Annotated in this window: 13 protein-coding genes; 11 read left to right on the top strand and 2 right to left on the bottom strand. The window is 46.7% G+C overall.

Annotated features, from left to right (window positions below; translation table 11 throughout):
* The first annotated feature begins 314 nt into the window (after positions 1–314).
* Entirely contained in the window at positions 315–962 is a 648-nt protein-coding gene (locus L5M51_RS06470; protein WP_263172009.1) for a class I SAM-dependent methyltransferase, read from the top strand.
* A 33-nt stretch (positions 963–995) separates the two neighbouring features.
* On the opposite strand, the gene L5M51_RS06465 is transcribed toward L5M51_RS06470, so the two are convergent.
* Positions 996–1,574: a nuclear transport factor 2 family protein gene (locus L5M51_RS06465; RefSeq protein ID WP_263148089.1), complete on the bottom strand. Its 579-nt coding sequence runs from the start codon at positions 1,572–1,574 to the stop codon at positions 996–998.
* Positions 1,575–2,006: 432 nt separating this feature from the next.
* Between L5M51_RS06465 and L5M51_RS06460 the strand changes: the two genes are divergently transcribed.
* Together L5M51_RS06460 and L5M51_RS06455 are read left to right on the top strand one after the other, a co-directional pair.
* On the top strand, positions 2,007–3,995 hold the full coding sequence (locus L5M51_RS06460; RefSeq protein WP_263172008.1) for a TonB-dependent receptor domain-containing protein: 1,989 nt from the start codon (positions 2,007–2,009) through the stop codon (positions 3,993–3,995).
* Positions 3,996–4,531: 536 nt separating this feature from the next.
* Positions 4,532–4,822 carry a cytochrome c3 family protein gene (locus tag L5M51_RS06455; RefSeq protein WP_028759787.1) on the top strand — a complete coding sequence of 97 codons (291 nt, stop codon included), beginning with the start codon at positions 4,532–4,534 and terminating at the stop codon, positions 4,820–4,822.
* A 237-nt stretch (positions 4,823–5,059) separates the two neighbouring features.
* On the opposite strand, the gene L5M51_RS06450 is transcribed toward L5M51_RS06455, so the two are convergent.
* Complete coding sequence (locus tag L5M51_RS06450; RefSeq protein ID WP_263149268.1) at positions 5,060–7,069, bottom strand: ATP-dependent DNA helicase; 2,010 nt, start codon at positions 7,067–7,069, stop codon at positions 5,060–5,062.
* A 432-nt stretch (positions 7,070–7,501) separates the two neighbouring features.
* Here L5M51_RS06450 and L5M51_RS06445 point away from each other — a divergent pair, with 432 nt between their 5' ends.
* The 8 genes from L5M51_RS06445 (at position 7,502) to hisF (ending at position 16,070) form a co-directional block, all read left to right on the top strand.
* A complete protein-coding gene (locus tag L5M51_RS06445) occupies positions 7,502–8,002 on the top strand; it encodes a GNAT family N-acetyltransferase (protein WP_158683085.1) in 501 nt (166 codons plus the stop codon).
* Positions 8,003–8,978: 976 nt separating this feature from the next.
* On the top strand, positions 8,979–9,878 hold the full coding sequence (gene hisG / locus L5M51_RS06440; RefSeq protein WP_263148440.1) for an ATP phosphoribosyltransferase: 900 nt from the start codon (positions 8,979–8,981) through the stop codon (positions 9,876–9,878).
* Positions 9,879–9,881: 3 nt separating this feature from the next.
* Entirely contained in the window at positions 9,882–11,204 is a 1,323-nt protein-coding gene (gene hisD, locus L5M51_RS06435) for a histidinol dehydrogenase (RefSeq protein ID WP_263172007.1), read from the top strand.
* 60 nt (positions 11,205–11,264) lie between these two features.
* Entirely contained in the window at positions 11,265–12,461 is a 1,197-nt protein-coding gene (gene hisC / locus L5M51_RS06430; protein WP_263148436.1) for a histidinol-phosphate transaminase, read from the top strand.
* A gap of 113 nt (positions 12,462–12,574) precedes the next feature.
* The gene (hisB, locus tag L5M51_RS06425) at positions 12,575–13,666 is read left to right on the top strand and encodes a bifunctional histidinol-phosphatase/imidazoleglycerol-phosphate dehydratase HisB (protein ID WP_263148434.1); all 1,092 of its coding nucleotides are present in this window, start codon (positions 12,575–12,577) and stop codon (positions 13,664–13,666) included.
* Between the two features lie 31 nt (positions 13,667–13,697).
* A complete protein-coding gene (gene hisH / locus L5M51_RS06420; RefSeq protein ID WP_263172005.1) occupies positions 13,698–14,507 on the top strand; it encodes an imidazole glycerol phosphate synthase subunit HisH in 810 nt (269 codons plus the stop codon).
* A gap of 70 nt (positions 14,508–14,577) precedes the next feature.
* Entirely contained in the window at positions 14,578–15,315 is a 738-nt protein-coding gene (hisA, locus tag L5M51_RS06415; RefSeq protein WP_173244593.1) for a 1-(5-phosphoribosyl)-5-[(5-phosphoribosylamino)methylideneamino]imidazole-4-carboxamide isomerase, read from the top strand.
* Complete coding sequence (gene hisF / locus L5M51_RS06410) at positions 15,297–16,070, top strand: imidazole glycerol phosphate synthase subunit HisF (protein ID WP_006081894.1); 774 nt, start codon at positions 15,297–15,299, stop codon at positions 16,068–16,070. Before hisA ends, hisF begins: the two co-directional genes overlap by 19 nt.
* Positions 16,071–16,082: the final 12 nt, after the last annotated feature.

The following is a 16,082-nucleotide window of genomic DNA, read 5'->3' as shown; positions in this document are numbered from 1 at the left end:
ATCTAAGTTGAGATCGAGGTCAACAGTGAATTGCGATAACTATTTTTGCAGGACATGACAAAGGAAGTTGAGCTGGCTGCTGACTCCTTCTTGAAGAACCTGAAATGGAGGTGCTTGAGATGGAAGCTTCTGAAATGGCGGTACCTAAAATTAAGGCACTAAAATTAAGGCACCTAAGATTAAGTTATCTAAGATAGAGACTCCGAATGTTAAGGCGCGGCTCATTTTATCTTTTAAGCCTTATACTTTTTGCTGGTTTAAGATAGGCTTGTGCGGCGTCATCCTCTTTTAATCTCAGCAACCTAGAGTCCATTATGCCACTAATGCCAATTGCCCAGCCACTTGTCCAATTGCCGTTTTCCCAAGCGTGCGAAAACAACAAAGCGCCGATTTTAGCGGTATTAACACAAGCATTCTCACTCAACCAACATGTGCTCGAAATCGGCAGTGGCACAGCGCAACATGCTGTGTATTTTGCAGCAAATCTTCCCCATTTAATCTGGCAAACCAGCGATCAAGCTGAATATATTGAGGTCATTACCGCAAGGTGTATGCATGAAGGCAAGCTACCCAACGCAGCGGCAAACCTACGCTTACCACTTACCCTTGATGTCACTGTGCCATGGCCGGTGAAGGGATTAACACCTGATATTGATGGCGTATTTACTGCAAACACTTTGCATATTATGAGCAAAAATATGGTTGAAGCGTTTTTTACTGGTCTTGGTCTGTACCTGCCCCAACTCAAGACCCTGTGTATTTACGGCCCCTTTAACTACCAAGGCGAATTTAGCAGTGACAGCAATCGCCAGTTTGATACTTTTTTAAAACAGCGCGATCCCGCCAGCGGCATTCGTGATATTGAATGGATTTGCAGTTTAGCTAGCGAGCAAGGCTTAACACTGAAGCAAGATGTGGCTATGCCCGCCAATAATCGACTACTGCATTTTGTTAGAGACTAGCTTTTTGTTAAAAGCTAGCTTTGGTTGAGTGGTTTAGTCCGTTTTGGCCTCGGCGGTTCTGTGTCCATAGCTCAGTACTCGGGTAGCTTTCCACTGCTCGTCCTGTTTGCGCCACACAATGACAAAGTCGGCTAGACCTTCACAATTGCCGGTTTCAAAGCTGCAAAAACGATGAACGCCTTGCTCTATCGCGCCAAACTCTTTCACCGGAAACACTTTCAGCGTGCCCGCAACTAACTCGCGGCGGTAATGGCCACAGGCATATTTTTCGGTATTAGCGATCATGTCCTTGCGGTTCCACGTCACGCCACCCGTATCGTGGTAAAACTCTACATCTTCAGTGAAAAACGCCGCGTGTTTATTGAGTTCAGCAGGGGCGGCGCACTTATTGAAACTGTCGAACAAGGCAAAATCCACCGCTGCAATTTGGGTAGATAAAGTGTCTGTAAGTGCAGCAGCGGGCTGCGCAATGTCAGTTTGTGAAGCACCAGCCGTTTTAACTGATGCTGCTTTAGCTAATGTTGGCGTATCTGTGGCAACAGCAGGTTCGGTAGTGGCGAGTGACAAAGTTAAAACAGTGACTGTGGCTAGGCTATAAAATGCTGGATTCATATTCTCTCCGTAAATATTGGCAATACATTTTGTATGGCGACGATTCACGTCACAAACATGAATGCACCACGAAACATAAAGTCACATCGCCAGCAAAGCTTATGCCAGTTAAAATGTCCATATTAATCATATTGATATAGTTTCATATTACGTTATGCAGTTTTGTGCGGTGATAGTTTCTGATTATTCTCACTATTTTTTAGTGATTTATCCGACGACAGTCAGACTCAGATCGTCATACTCAGTGCCTTGTGCTCAATGCGCTCAATCAGAATGACCATGCCAGCGAGCAACACGTCGAATATACGGGCTATCACACTGTTATTAAACACTAAAAATTTACACTGCCTTTACACAAAAGAGAGACATCCAAGCTTGAAGCTATAATTAAGAATAATTATCATTCGCCAAAATTACCGAAGGAAGAATGATATGCCCCGCTTTATCCATCGCACTCGCCAAACCTCGCATCTATCTCATGCAACACAGACACCTATGTTGAGCCAGCTATCACGCGCTATTGGTTTATGTTTGTTATTACCTGCAGCATGGGCTAGTGCGGCAAATACGCAAGATACCACTCCAGAAATGGAGCGCATGGTAATCACAGCAACACAAACTAAACACTCGGAGCTTTCGGCGCCCGCTTCGGTGTCCGTGATTAACCGCAGTGAACTTGAAGCTCTCGTCATAGACGATCTCGCTAGCGCAGTCCGTTATTTACAGGGTGTGAACATCAGCGAAGGCACGCCCTATGGCCGCAATGAGATCAGCCTGCGAGGCTTAGATTCAGATTACACTTTAATCTTGATTAATGGCCGCCGCATTAACTCCCGCGAAGCATTAACCTCTGGTTATGGCAACGATTTTGACTTGTCCTCTATTCCAATGTCTGCCATTGAACGTATCGAAGTTGTGCGTGGGCCTATGTCATCCCTCTACGGCTCAGAAGCTTTAGGCGGTGTGGTTAACGTCATACTGCGTCAACCAACTGAGGACTGGCAAACCAGCGTTGGCGTGCAATACGATGCACCTACCAGTGGCAAAGGTGGCGATAGCACTAAGTACAATTTCTACAGCAGTGGCGCGCTGATCAAAGATAAATTACTGGCAAACTTAATCGTCGACAGCAATAAACGCGATGCATGGCGCTCGGACTTAAAACCCACTATTGATGCGCTAGAAGACAGAGATGAAATCAGCGCCCTCGCCAATTTACAATGGCTGATTGATAACCAGCAAGATCTGCAATTTGACTTAAGTTACGCCAACGATGAACGCGAGTCTGATTGGAATAACTACGGCACGATTCTCACCAATAACCAACAAGCGGAGCGGATAAGTTCAGGTCTGACCCATAATGGCCACTGGAACTGGGGCGATACTCGCCTGCGCTATTACTATGAAAATGTTGAGGTGACTGACGACTCAGCGTTAATCGCCGAGATTGGTAATATCACCCAAACCAACCACAATCTCGACGGTCAAACCACTGTCCTGCTTGGCGATCACATGTTAACCAGCGGTGCAGAATACCGTTGGACCCAGCTCGAAAATAGCCGCAATATTTTAGGTGATGGCACCTTAGACGACAGCCAATCGGCATTGTATCTACAAGATGAATTTAGCTTAGGCGAACTCAATATCACCTTAGGCGGGCGCGTCGATCACCACGATGTGTACGGCACCGAATTTAGCCCACGCTTGTATTTGGTGTATAACTTAAGCTCTGAATGGGTCATTAAAGGTGGTGGCGGCAAAGCCTTTAAAGCGCCAAATATGGCGCAATCCCAAGCCGATTATATTATCCCCGCTTGTCGTGGCGCCTGTACCGTTGCGGGAAATCCTGATCTACAACCCGAAACCTCAGTGAACTACGAGTTATCGACCCAATATCAAACCACGGATTTTGGTGGCTCGATCACCTACTTCCATAACGATGTTGAAAATAAAATTATCACCGAAACTTGGAATAGAGTCCCTGGTACAGTATTAACTTACCAAAACGTGAACGAAGCCAAGATCACTGGTTGGGAATTACAAGCTTGGTACAATTTAACTCAAGATCTCAGCCTAAACGGTAATTACAGTAAAACCGATGCCGAAGATAAGCAAAATGGCGCGCCTTTTACCTTAACACCGGACGACAGCTATAACCTGAAACTGCAATGGCAGGCATTCGATGGTTTATCCACCTTTATCGCCTACCATTATACTGGCGAGCAGTATTTGCGAGCCAATGTCAAATCAGAGGGTTATGGCTCGCTCGATATAGGTGCGAATTATCAAATTAATCCTATGTTTAGACTGAAGCTTGGCGTGACTAACCTAACGGATTCTGAACGTGACCAAGTTGCCACCGACCTTGATTATATTCAAAAGAGTCGCAGTATTTATGCTGGGGTAACTGCAAGTTTCTGAGCTCTACAAGCCAGAAACTAATGTGTAATTGCAGCTCTGCTACTCAACATTAAACATCATAGGCGAAGCCCGTTTTGGCTTCGCCTATTGTTTTAAGACCAAAATAAATATCACACATCCGACTAGAAAAAGTAAAATCAATATATTTTCTAAAATATAGAATTTTTAAATAAACATCAAAAATATAAATTACATAATCCAGATTTAAATCATTAGTCTTTTACATTCCGCAATATAACCTTGATCATACTTTAACGCTAAAAAATAACTCACCCGTTAACCTTTGATAACGATCAAGGTTTTGTCATATTAAAAAACTATTATACACACGCAAGACTGCTAAAGCTTGAGGTGTAAAATTCTCGATTATTAAACTTACGCACCAAGCAAAAGCAATATTATCTTTCCGTTTATATCACTAATAAAACAGCGAGAAAAAATACAGTTCCAACTTCAAGTTACATATTTCATAGCTAGATATGTGATTTACTCGCTTCAGAATGATGATTTAACCAACAATAAAAAAGGAAAATAACATGCTTAAAAAGATGATGCTAATGTGCGCACTGTGCTTTTCAACTAATTTAATGGCGGTATCACTTGCCGACAGTCATTCTGAAAGATCTGACTGTGAATCCTGCCATAAAGATAAAAAACCTTCAGCGGATTATGTTTTTGAAAATCAGCAATGTGTATCATGCCATGGAGAAATGAAAACACTCGCAGGCGAAGCTCATACTAAACATGATGGCGTTTTAACATGCACCAATTGCCATATCGCTCATCAAGAAAAAGCACCAGCAGATGCTTGCAAAGAATGCCATTAATTCACTAAAAATCTAAAACCAAAGGCCGAAGAATTATTTATTTTGAATGGAACCATTAGGCAGGATGCCACTTGACCCAACCTCCAAGGGTGTTTGCCATCTATTGCTCACAGGTGGCAATTTTTACCTCCGTTTTTATATCCTTACAATATGTTTAACGGCTCAATACTTAGCTCAGAATCCCATATCCGGCAAATAGGACAAGTTTACGTATGCTAGGTAAGCCATAGACGACTCTCAGGGGATTGTTCTCAAGAATGCCAATGCCTTTTCTAGGTCACGGGTGCGCGCCATCGGTGGCAGCGAGTTTAAAAAAGCTTGGCCATAGTAGCGATTCACAATGCGATTATCGCAAAGGATCAGCACACCACGATCTTTTTCATCACGAATAAGACGGCCAACACCTTGTTTCAGCGCAATAATCGCCTGCGGTAACGACACTTCAGTAAAAGGATCGAGTCCCTGACGACTCACATTGTCGGCTCGGGCGCGATACAGCGGCTCATCGGGCGACACAAAAGGTAATTTGTCGATAATCACGCAGCTTAACAATTTGCCGCGCACATCCACCCCTTCCCAAAAACTACTGGTACCGAGCAATACCGCATTGCCGAGTTGGCGAAACTTAGTCAGCAGACTCTGTTTACCCGCTTGGCCTTGTACCAGCAGCGGATACTGAGTGCGAGTTCGCAATGCCAGCGCCGCTTGTTCGAGCATTTTATGGCTGGTAAATAAAATAAAAGTCCGTCCCTGCGCCGCATCTATCGCTTGCACGCACACATCCACCAGCTGCTTTAACGCTTGCTGTTGATTGGTCACGCTCCCAAGTTGTCTCGGCACACAAAATACCGCTTGGCGGGGATAATCGAAGGGACTGTCGAGAATGCTTTGCTGCGCATCGACGATACCCATTTCTCGGGCAAAATGAACAAGACTGCGGTTAACCTGCAAAGTTGCCGAGGTAAATATCCAGCTGGTTTCGGGCACAAATAACTGTTGGCACTCACGGGCAATATTGATTGGTGAAATTCGCAGCACCACAAAGCGACTACCAAATTCGATGCTGTAGGCCGCCAGATTATTATCGCAGTTAAAAAACACACTGAGCTTGTTATTCAGCTCAGCCAACTTAATGGCGATATCATCTAACAATTCACTGCGGCCAATATGGGCCATTAATAAATTCTGCAGCGCAGTTAATTCCGCTAATAAATCCCATGACGCCCCTGCGAGCGCTTTATTGCCCAGCACTAAACGCCAATCGGATTCGCCGCAGGAATATAACTGATTATGCCAATCACTTAATTTAGCGAGGCAACGCTGGCAAAATTGGGCGAGTTGCCCAGTATCACTGAGTTCAGTCTGATAAATAGCGAGTAGCTTTTGAATGAAATCATCGATAGTACGACTCGAACATTGCTGGCCAAAATAGTTAACGCAAATATCGGGTAATAAATGCGCTTCATCGAAAATCACCATATCAGGATCGGGTAATAACTCGGCAAAGCCCGTGTCTTTCAGTACGCTATCGGCGAAAAATAAATGGTGGTTAACCACAATGATTTTAGCATCCAGAGCACGGCTGCGCGCCTTGCGGGTAAAGCAGGCATCGTAAAAATCGCAGCGCTTACCAATACAGCTTTCCTTAGTGCTGACCACAAGTGGCAGCGCCGAAGAATTCTCAGGCACTGAGGTTAAACCGCCAATATCACCATCTTTACAGGTGCTCGCCCACTGATTGATTTTCAACAAATCATCCAACAAACGCGCATCGATATGTGTCGCCTCGCTCATTTGCTTATCGAGTCGCCACTGGCACAGATAATTATTGCGGCCCTTTAGTAGAGCCAGTTTAGGCTCAATCCCCAACATGGCGACCAGCGCGGGTAAGTCTTTAAAAAACAACTGCTCTTGCAAGTTTTTACTGCCCGTACTGACGATGACTTGCTTACCGCTCAATATCGCGGGGATCAAATACGCAAAGGTTTTACCTACCCCCGTACCCGCCTCAATTACTACATTCCCCTTCGCCGCTATCGCCTCACTCACTTCCTGTGCCATCTGCATCTGGCTTGTTCGCGCACTAAATCCTTGAATATGTTTAGACAATACTCCATCGGGCAAAAATGCGCGTTGCACTTCGGACGCGAGTCGACTCACCGCAGCGGCGCCTTTTAAAGCAGAAGGCTTAGCGACAGTTTCTTTAGAGGAAACATGCTTTGATGTCGGTTGGCGGGAGCGAGTCAAAGGGAGAATCAATCCTTTATCAAGGTGTTAGGAACGTCAGTGAAAACAGTACTGCAAGTCCACACAATAAATTACTGAGCGAATGCATAGTGAAACTTTATAAGCACAAACAATGGTTAGTACCGCATGCCACTGCCGTAAACAATAGCGTTAAGCTTAACAGCTCGAAGCATTATGCTGATTTGAGATAAGACTACAAGTTAGCCGCGTAATTAACGCCAATTTAAACGTCGGTATTTGCTAGCATCCGCCAAAGCATGTGCGCTAGCTGTAACGGTTCGCAAACTTCTGTCGATTTCAGCCTGCCACTAACCATTTGAAATAAATAAGCTACCTCAGCAAAGCAAAACTCTATACCATTATATACGCTCGATAACAGGATGTTTCAGTGCCCAAGCATCAATACTAAGACGCAGGTAATCAGGATGAATGATGTCAAACGTTAGTCTTATCAATTTAAAAACAAGTGACACCACAACGCTACAACGTCTGCTCCAACTTTATTATTTTGATTCAACATCTTGGAGTAAAGAAGATATAGGCATTGATGGGTTATATGATGGCTCTACAGCCTCAGATCTTGAATCCTATGTTAACTCACAAGAGGCAAAAGCCTACCTCATTTGGGTAAATGAAGTATTGATAGGCTTTGTTCTACTAGAATGGGTTGAAGATGAAAAAAGGCTTATCTGGGAACTGGCTGACCTCTTTATTCTTCCTAAATATCGCGGTGGTTGGATTGCGCTCGAAGTAGTCCGTCAAATATTTGAGCAGATTAGCACACCAATACTGGTCGCTACGTTCAAAGAAAATGAACTGGCTTTGCGCTTTTTTAAAGCGGTATCAAAACGATTACAGCTTAATTCAGTACGTGAGTTAATCGAGGATGAAACTACGCCGTTTTATACATTCATCATAAATGAACACATCTAACAATCGATGTTATTCAAGTTTTTCTAAGCCACCCATTGTTTGTAGTGGTACGGTTAATTTGGCCATCTAGTTAGAATTGACCTCAGCAATGTCTACGTTTTTTGACCTTCGCCATACTTACTTATCGTAATGTGAACTAGACGATTGTGAGTAATAGATCTTCCGCGCTTTTGTCCAAAAGCGTGCTGCGTGTCTCCTTAAAACCTATAGTTTATGCTAATGCTAAAAAGGTAGGCCATGGTGATTAGCGAGACGACCGTCCGCCCCATGGACGGGGCGGTCGAGCATCCAAGGACGGACTGGCTGCGAGTCGGTGAGTGAACACCATGGCAAGCCTGTATTAATGAATATCAGCAAATGCTCACAACTCAAGTTACAGTTCCCCTGCACGACTTCCAACACATTTCCATCCACTTTCAACATCCCCCCAACAAAAATGCTCAATAACTTTATTTAACGATAACCCTCTACCTTTCACAAAAACGCATAAATATTCTCATTTAATTCAAATTGACTGTTGCAAAGGCTCATAAAAGCGGTTAGTTTAAATCCACTTATACGGATAGACGTCCGTAACAACGAATTCAGCGCTTCACTGTATTTCGAGCAGTTAAGTCAATAAAGTTAAATACCGAGAAAGTAAAATGAGCCCACTACTGAACGCTATCCACCACCATCACCACCATATGCGGTAGCCTTCGGACGCTCACTGCCGGAGGACTATATCCTTCTGGCGGACTGATTCAAGATGATCATAAACCCCTGGAAGGAATTCCGGGGGTTTTTGCATTTAGGCGTTAATTTGGGTTTTAATTTAAATAAGCAACTTTAGATATTTAATAAATTATCAATACGTTAGCTAGAGCACTTAGCTAGATTCCTTAGCTAGGACCCGTTGAATGGCAAGGCGTATTAAACCGATTGAACAACACTTTTTGAATCTTTTAATTTTGATACTTTTGAGCGAGATAACACTATGACTGAATCGAAACGTTTACGCATCGCCATCCAAAAATCTGGCCGTCTTTCTACTGACTCTCAGCAACTGCTAAAAAGCTGTGGTGTTAAATTTTCCATTAATGAACAACGTCTTATCGCTCACGCTGACAATATGCCTATCGATTTACTGCGCGTTCGTGATGACGATATCCCAGGATTGGTGATGGACGGAGTGGTTGATATGGGGATCATCGGTGAAAACGTGCTCGAAGAGGAACAAATCGAGCGTCAAACTCTGAACAAACCCGCAGATTGCCTCAAACTGCGTCAGTTAGATTTCGGATCATGTCGCCTCTCGTTAGCCGTACCAACAGAATTCAGTTACGCCGATGCCTCCTCGTTAGAAGGATTACGCATCGCCACTTCTTACCCGAACCTGCTACGCCGTTTTATGCAACAAAAAGGCATAACTTATCGCGACTGCATGTTAAAAGGTTCGGTTGAAGTCGCCCCGCGTGCCGGCCTTGCCGATGGGATTTGTGATCTCGTGTCGACGGGCGCCACCTTAGAGGCCAACGGTTTATACGAAACCGAAGTGATTTACCGTTCAATGGCCTGCATCATTCAATCGACCCAAACCCAATCACCGACTAAACAAGCACTCATCGACAAAATTCTATCCCGCGTCAATGGCGTTATCCGCGCCCGTGAGAGCAAGTACATCCTGCTACACGCGCCAACCGAAACCTTAGATCAAATCGTCGCCCTGCTGCCAGGCGCTGAAAACCCAACCGTATTGCCATTAAATGATGATACTAACCGCGTGGCTATCCACGCCGTCAGTACCGAAGATTTATTCTGGGATACCATGGAACAGTTGACCGCACTAGGTGCCAGCTCGATTCTGGTAATGCCAATCGAAAAAATGATGGGGTAATGTATGGAAATCCTAACTTGGTCAACCTTATCAACCGCCGAGCAGAAAACGGCGCTGAAACGCTCGCCCTTAATTGGTGATAGCGGCTTAGAGCAAAGCGTTCGCGCCATTATCGATGCAGTGGCAACGCGGGGTGATGCCGCCATTGCCGAATTTAATCAAAAGTTTGATGGCTTCAATAGCGCGACCAAAGATTTAAATGGACAAGGAAGTGGCGAGCTGCGCATGGGTGAAGCCGAGATTGCAGCGGCAAGCGCACAGGTATCACCAGAGCTGAAAGCGGCGATCGTCAAAGCCATGGCGAACATAGATGTGTTTCACAGCGCCCAGCAATTTCGCCCGATTGCTATGGAAACCGAGGCGGGAGTACGCTGCGAGCTACGTAACGAACCGATTGAAAAAGTGGGTTTATATATTCCTGGTGGCAGTGCGCCATTAATTTCTACCGTGATGATGCTCGCCCTGCCCGCCAAGATCGCCGGCTGCGAACAAAGAGTATTGGTCAGCCCACCGCCGATCAACGATGCCATTATCTATGCAGCCAATGCCTGTGGGATCACTGAGATCTATCAAGTGGGCGGCGCACAAGCCATTGCGGCACTGGCCTTTGGCACAGAAACGATTCCCGCGGTCGATAAAATTTTTGGCCCAGGTAATCGCTACGTGACTGAAGCTAAACGCTTAGTGTCACAGGATGGCCGCTGCACTGTGTGTATCGATATGCCAGCTGGTCCTTCTGAAGTGTTAGTGATTGCCGATAGCGACGCCAATTGCGAATTTATCGCCGCCGATTTGCTTTCGCAAGCGGAGCACGGCCCAGATTCACAAGTGATTTTAGTGACAGATTCGCAAGCTATCGCCGATGGCGTCAATAACGCGCTGACAAGACAGCTCGCCGCCCTGCCGCGTTGTGATATCGCAGCAACGGCGCTCCTCAGCAGTCGCACTTTTGTTGTGGACGATATGCAGCAAGCCGCGCAGGTTTCTAATCAATATGGGCCTGAGCACTTGATCATTCAAACGCGCTTTCCCCGTGAGGTACTGAAAAACATTCGCGCCGCGGGCTCGGTATTTTTAGGCGCTTATACACCTGAATCTGTTGGCGATTATGCCAGTGGCACCAACCACGTGCTACCGACTTACGGTTACAGCCGCGCCGTGTCGAGCCTGTCATTAGCCGATTTTAGCCGCCGCTTTACCGTGCAGGAACTCAGCGCTAAGGGCTTAATCGGATTGGGGCAAGCAGTCATGACGTTAGCCAGTAACGAATTGCTCGATGCGCACAAAAATGCCGTTGCCATTCGTCTAGCTAGCCTAGAGAAATGACCCACCTAGATCTTAAGTGATTAGCCCTTAAGTTTATAAAAATAGAGCTGAGTGAAGAAAATGAGCCAAATGAGCAGCATGGAAAAGACAGCAGAACCCACAGCATTAACGGCATCAAAGTTAGCACCATCAACGTTAGCGCAATCGGCGCCGCTAAATTTAGCCGAGCGCTTAGCGCGTCCTGAGTTACTGGATTTAACGCCCTACCAGAGTGCCCGCAGACTGGGCGGTCGTGGTGATATTTGGATCAATGCCAACGAATCACCCTTCAATAATGTCGATACGGCAGCGCTCGATTTATCGAAATTGAATCGTTACCCAGAATGCCAACCGCCGCAGCTTATCAGTGCCTACAGCGAATATAGCGGCGTGAGCACCAGCAAGATAGTCGCCAGCCGCGGCGCCGATGAAGCGATTGAACTGTTAATTCGCGCCTTTTGTATACCAGGCGTCGACAGCATTGCCTGCTTTGGCCCGACGTACGGCATGTATGCCATCAGCGCGAACACCTTTAATGTGGGCGTTAAAGCGTTAAATCTCAGCGCGGAATATGGCTTGCCGACAAGCTATGCCGAGGACGTTCGCGGCGCAAAACTGGTGTTTATCTGCAATCCCAATAACCCGACTGGCACAGTGATCGACAAAGCCATTATCGAGCAAGCAATCAAAGCCCTGCCCGACGCGCTTGTGGTCATTGATGAAGCTTATATTGAGTTTTGCCCCGAATACAGCGTGGCGGATTTGCTGGAAAGCCATCCGAATCTAGTGGTACTGCGCACCCTGTCAAAAGCCTTCGCACTCGCCGGCGCACGCTGTGGTTTTATGCTGGCAAACGAGGCCGTAGTCGAAATAATTATGCGCGTGATTGCGCCCTATCCTGTGCCGCTGCCCGTGAGTGAAGTCGCCACGCAAGCGCTATCAAGCGCTGGCATTGCGCGGATGAAAGTGCAAGTCGCACAATTAAATGAGCAAGGCGCCAGACTCACAGCGGCGATCAGCGCTTATTGTTCAAAATCGAATAGTTCAGAGTCCCGCGCCCGCGTGCTTAAGCCTAACGGCAATTATGTGCTGGCTGAATTTGATGATGTCGCCAAGGTCGCTGCGTTACTACAAAGCAGCGGTGTTGTCGCCCGCGCCTACAAAGACCCAAGGCTTGCTAAGGCCATCCGTTTTAGCTTTAGTTCAAAGGCGGATACCGATGTGTTAGTGAATTTATTTGAATCGCAACGCACTGAGCAGCCATCAGAAAATGAATGATAAGTCACTGATAATAAATCTCTGATCATAAAAAACTAATAAAAAGCAATGTAACGCTGAAAGTTAAATCAGCTTAAGCATTAGCTAAACGAATTGAATTTGAAGGTAGAGCCATGAACCCACAATTTGTCCCGAACGTTGCACAAAAAATTCTGTTTATCGACCGCGATGGCACCTTGATTGAAGAACCCGTCACCGACAAACAGGTCGATAGTCTGGCTAAATTAGTGTTTGAGCCACAGGTGATCCCCGCTTTGCTACGTCTGCAAAAGGCAGGGTTTCGTTTAGTCATGGTCAGCAATCAAGACGGCCTTGGCACACCGTCTTTCCCGCAGGAAGATTTCGATGTGCCCCACAATATGATGATGCAAATTCTCACAAGCCAAGGGGTTAACTTTGAAGATGTGGTGATTTGCCCGCACTTTAACGATGAAAATTGCAGTTGCCGTAAACCTAAGCTTGGGCTAGTAAAAGACTATCTCACCCAAGGCTGCATCGATTTCACCCAATCGGCGGTGATTGGCGATCGCGAAACCGATGTGGAGCTGGGCAATGCCATGGGCATTAAAAGCCTTAAATATCAACGCGACACTTTAGGCTGGAACGCCATCGCCGATGCGCTGCTGAATAAAGGCCGCACCGCAACGGTCGTGCGTACCACCAAAGAAACCGATATTCGTGTGGCTGTTGATCTCGACAGCCCCGTTAAAGGCAAAATCGACACTGGCATTGGCTTTTTCGACCACATGCTCGATCAAATTGCCACCCACGGTAATTTTAGAATGGATGTGAAAGTCGATGGCGATCTGGAAATCGACGATCACCACAGCGTCGAAGACACTGCGCTGGCCATAGGGGATGCCCTGCGCCAAGCGCTCGGTGACAAACGCGGCATTGCCCGTTTCGGCTTTAGCCTGCCGATGGACGAAGCCAAGGGCGAATGTCTGCTGGATATCTCTGGTCGTCCTTTTATCAAATTCTCGGCCAATTTTGAGCGTGAGCATGTGGGCGAAATGGCCACTGAAATGGTGCCGCACTTCTTCCGATCCTTTGCCGATGGCCTGCGCTGTACGCTGCATGTGTCAACCGAAGGCGATAACGATCACCACAAGGTTGAAGCCCTGTTTAAAGTGCTCGGCCGCGCGCTACGCCAAGCAGTTAAAGTTGAAGGCGATATTCTGCCATCGAGCAAAGGCGTGCTTTAAGGCATCAGCATAAATGGTTTAAGAGGTTAGGATGCAACAAGACACTCTATTAACAGCTGGCCAGCAATTAACAGCAAATGCATCACCAGATGCTGAAACCGTCATCATAGACACGGGCTGTGCCAACTTAAACTCAGTACGTTTCGCCTTCGAGCGTTTAGGCGTTAAGGTATTGGTCACAGACGATAAAGCCAAAATCAAAGCGGCAAAACGTGTGGTACTGCCGGGTGTGGGCACGGCGGGTGCCGCCATGGCGTCCTTACATGAAAAAGGCTTGGTCGAACTCATTCAAGGCCTGACTCAACCTGTGCTGGGTGTGTGCCTTGGCATGCAAATGTTGGCGGCAATTTCTAAGGAGCGCGGCGGAAAAGGTCAAGATTGCGAGTGCTTAGGCATAATCCCGACCGACATTTGCGAGCTGGATACGCAGTTACTCAAAGCTGAAGGCTTGCCTTTGCCGCACATGGGCTGGAATCAACTAAAGCTCACGACCAACTCACAAGGCGCCAACAGCCCTAGCGTTCATCCGCTGTTTGCGGGTATTGAAGATGGCAGTTATGTGTATTTCGTCCACAGTTACCGCGCGCCGCTGAGTGAATTTACCTTAGCCGAATGTTCCTATGGCGAAGGCTTTAGCGCCGCCATCGGCAAAGGCAACTTTATGGGCGTGCAGTTCCACCCCGAAAAAAGTGCCGCCGTGGGCGCGCAAATTCTGCGTAACTTTTTACTGATGGACGAGTTACAGATGAACGAGTTACAGATGAACGAAGCGCTGATGAACAAAGCGCTGCAAAGCAACTCTGCTGATGGCCAAGCGGATGTAAAGAAGGCTGACCAATGAATAAATTACTCATCAAAAAACCAGTTATTAATAAATCACTTATAAACAAATCAATCAAGGATCTGAGCTTATGATTATTCCTGCAATTGATTTAATTGATGGCAATGTCGTCCGCCTCTATCAAGGTGATTACGGCCAGCAGACCACCTTTGATTTAAGTCCTTTGGCGCAGCTGCAATCCTACGAGGCTCAAGGCGCGAAGTGGTTGCATATCGTTGATTTAACAGGTGCGAAAGATCCCGCTAAACGCCAAACTCTCCTTATTAGTCAACTCGTGGCGGGACTAAACGCTAATATTCAAGTGGGCGGCGGCATTCGGACAGAAGAACAAGTCACTGAATTATTAAATATCGGCGTAAAACGCGTGGTGATTGGCTCACTGGCGGTGAAAGAACCTGAGTTAGTCAAACAATGGTTTATCAAATACGGCAGCGAAGCGATTTGCCTCGCACTCGATGTCAATATCAACCAAAGCGGCGAGAAAATTGTCGCCGTATCCGGTTGGCAAAGTGGCGGTGGTAAGAGTTTAGAATCCCTTGTAGAAGCCTTTAGCGCGGTCGGCTTAAAGCATGCGCTAGTAACTGATATTAGCCGTGACGGCACCTTAACGGGCGCGAATACCGCGCTTTATCAAGAAATTGCTGCAAGTTATCCCGATATCGCTTGGCAAGCCTCCGGCGGTATTGCAACTCTTGAGGATGTTGCCGCCGTGCGTGATAGCGGCGCGGCGGGCATCATTATAGGCAAAGCCTTGCTTATCAATCAGTTTAACGTGGTGGAGGCAATCCAATGCTGGCCAAACGACTAGTCCCCTGTTTAGATGTGAAAGACGGTAAAGTAGTGAAAGGCGTGCAGTTTCGTAACCACGAAATTGTCGGTGATATCGTGCCCTTAGCCGCGCGTTATGCCGAAGAAGGCGCCGATGAGCTGGTGTTTTATGACATTACTGCCAGCGCCCACGAACGTGTGGTCGATAAATCTTGGGTGAGCCGCGTGGCGGAGCAGATTGATATTCCCTTCTGCGTGGCAGGTGGTATTAAAACCATTAGCCAAGCCCGTGAATTATTAGCCTTTGGGGCGGATAAGATTTCGATTAACTCGCCCGCCTTGACCGATCCAAGTTTAATCTCACGCCTGCAGGACGAGTTCGGCCGCCAGTGTATCGTGATTGGCATCGACTCCTTTTTCGACGCCACCAGCAACAGCTATAAGGTAAAACAATTTACCGGCGATGAAGCGGCGACTAAGGATACTCAGTGGTTTACCCAAGACTGGGTTGAAGAAGTACAAAAACGAGGTTGTGGTGAAATCGTGCTCAATGTGATGAACCAAGACGGCGTGCGCGGCGGCTATGATATCAAGCAGTTAAGTCTTGTTCGCGCCATCTGCGACGTGCCTTTGATTGCCTCGGGCGGCGCTGGAACTATGGCGCATTTCCGTGATGTGTTTATTGAAGCCAAGGTCGATGCGGCGCTGGCAGCGAGCGTATTCCACAAGGCGATTATCAACATTGGTGAGTTAAAAGCCTATTTAGCGGCCGAAGGCATTGCGATTAGGCGCTAGCTATTGCAATTA

Source organism: Shewanella sp. SM73, assembly GCF_025653795.1.
In the GTDB taxonomy this organism is placed as follows: domain Bacteria; phylum Pseudomonadota; class Gammaproteobacteria; order Enterobacterales; family Shewanellaceae; genus Shewanella; species Shewanella oncorhynchi.
This window is presented reverse-complemented; position numbering and strand designations above follow the sequence as displayed.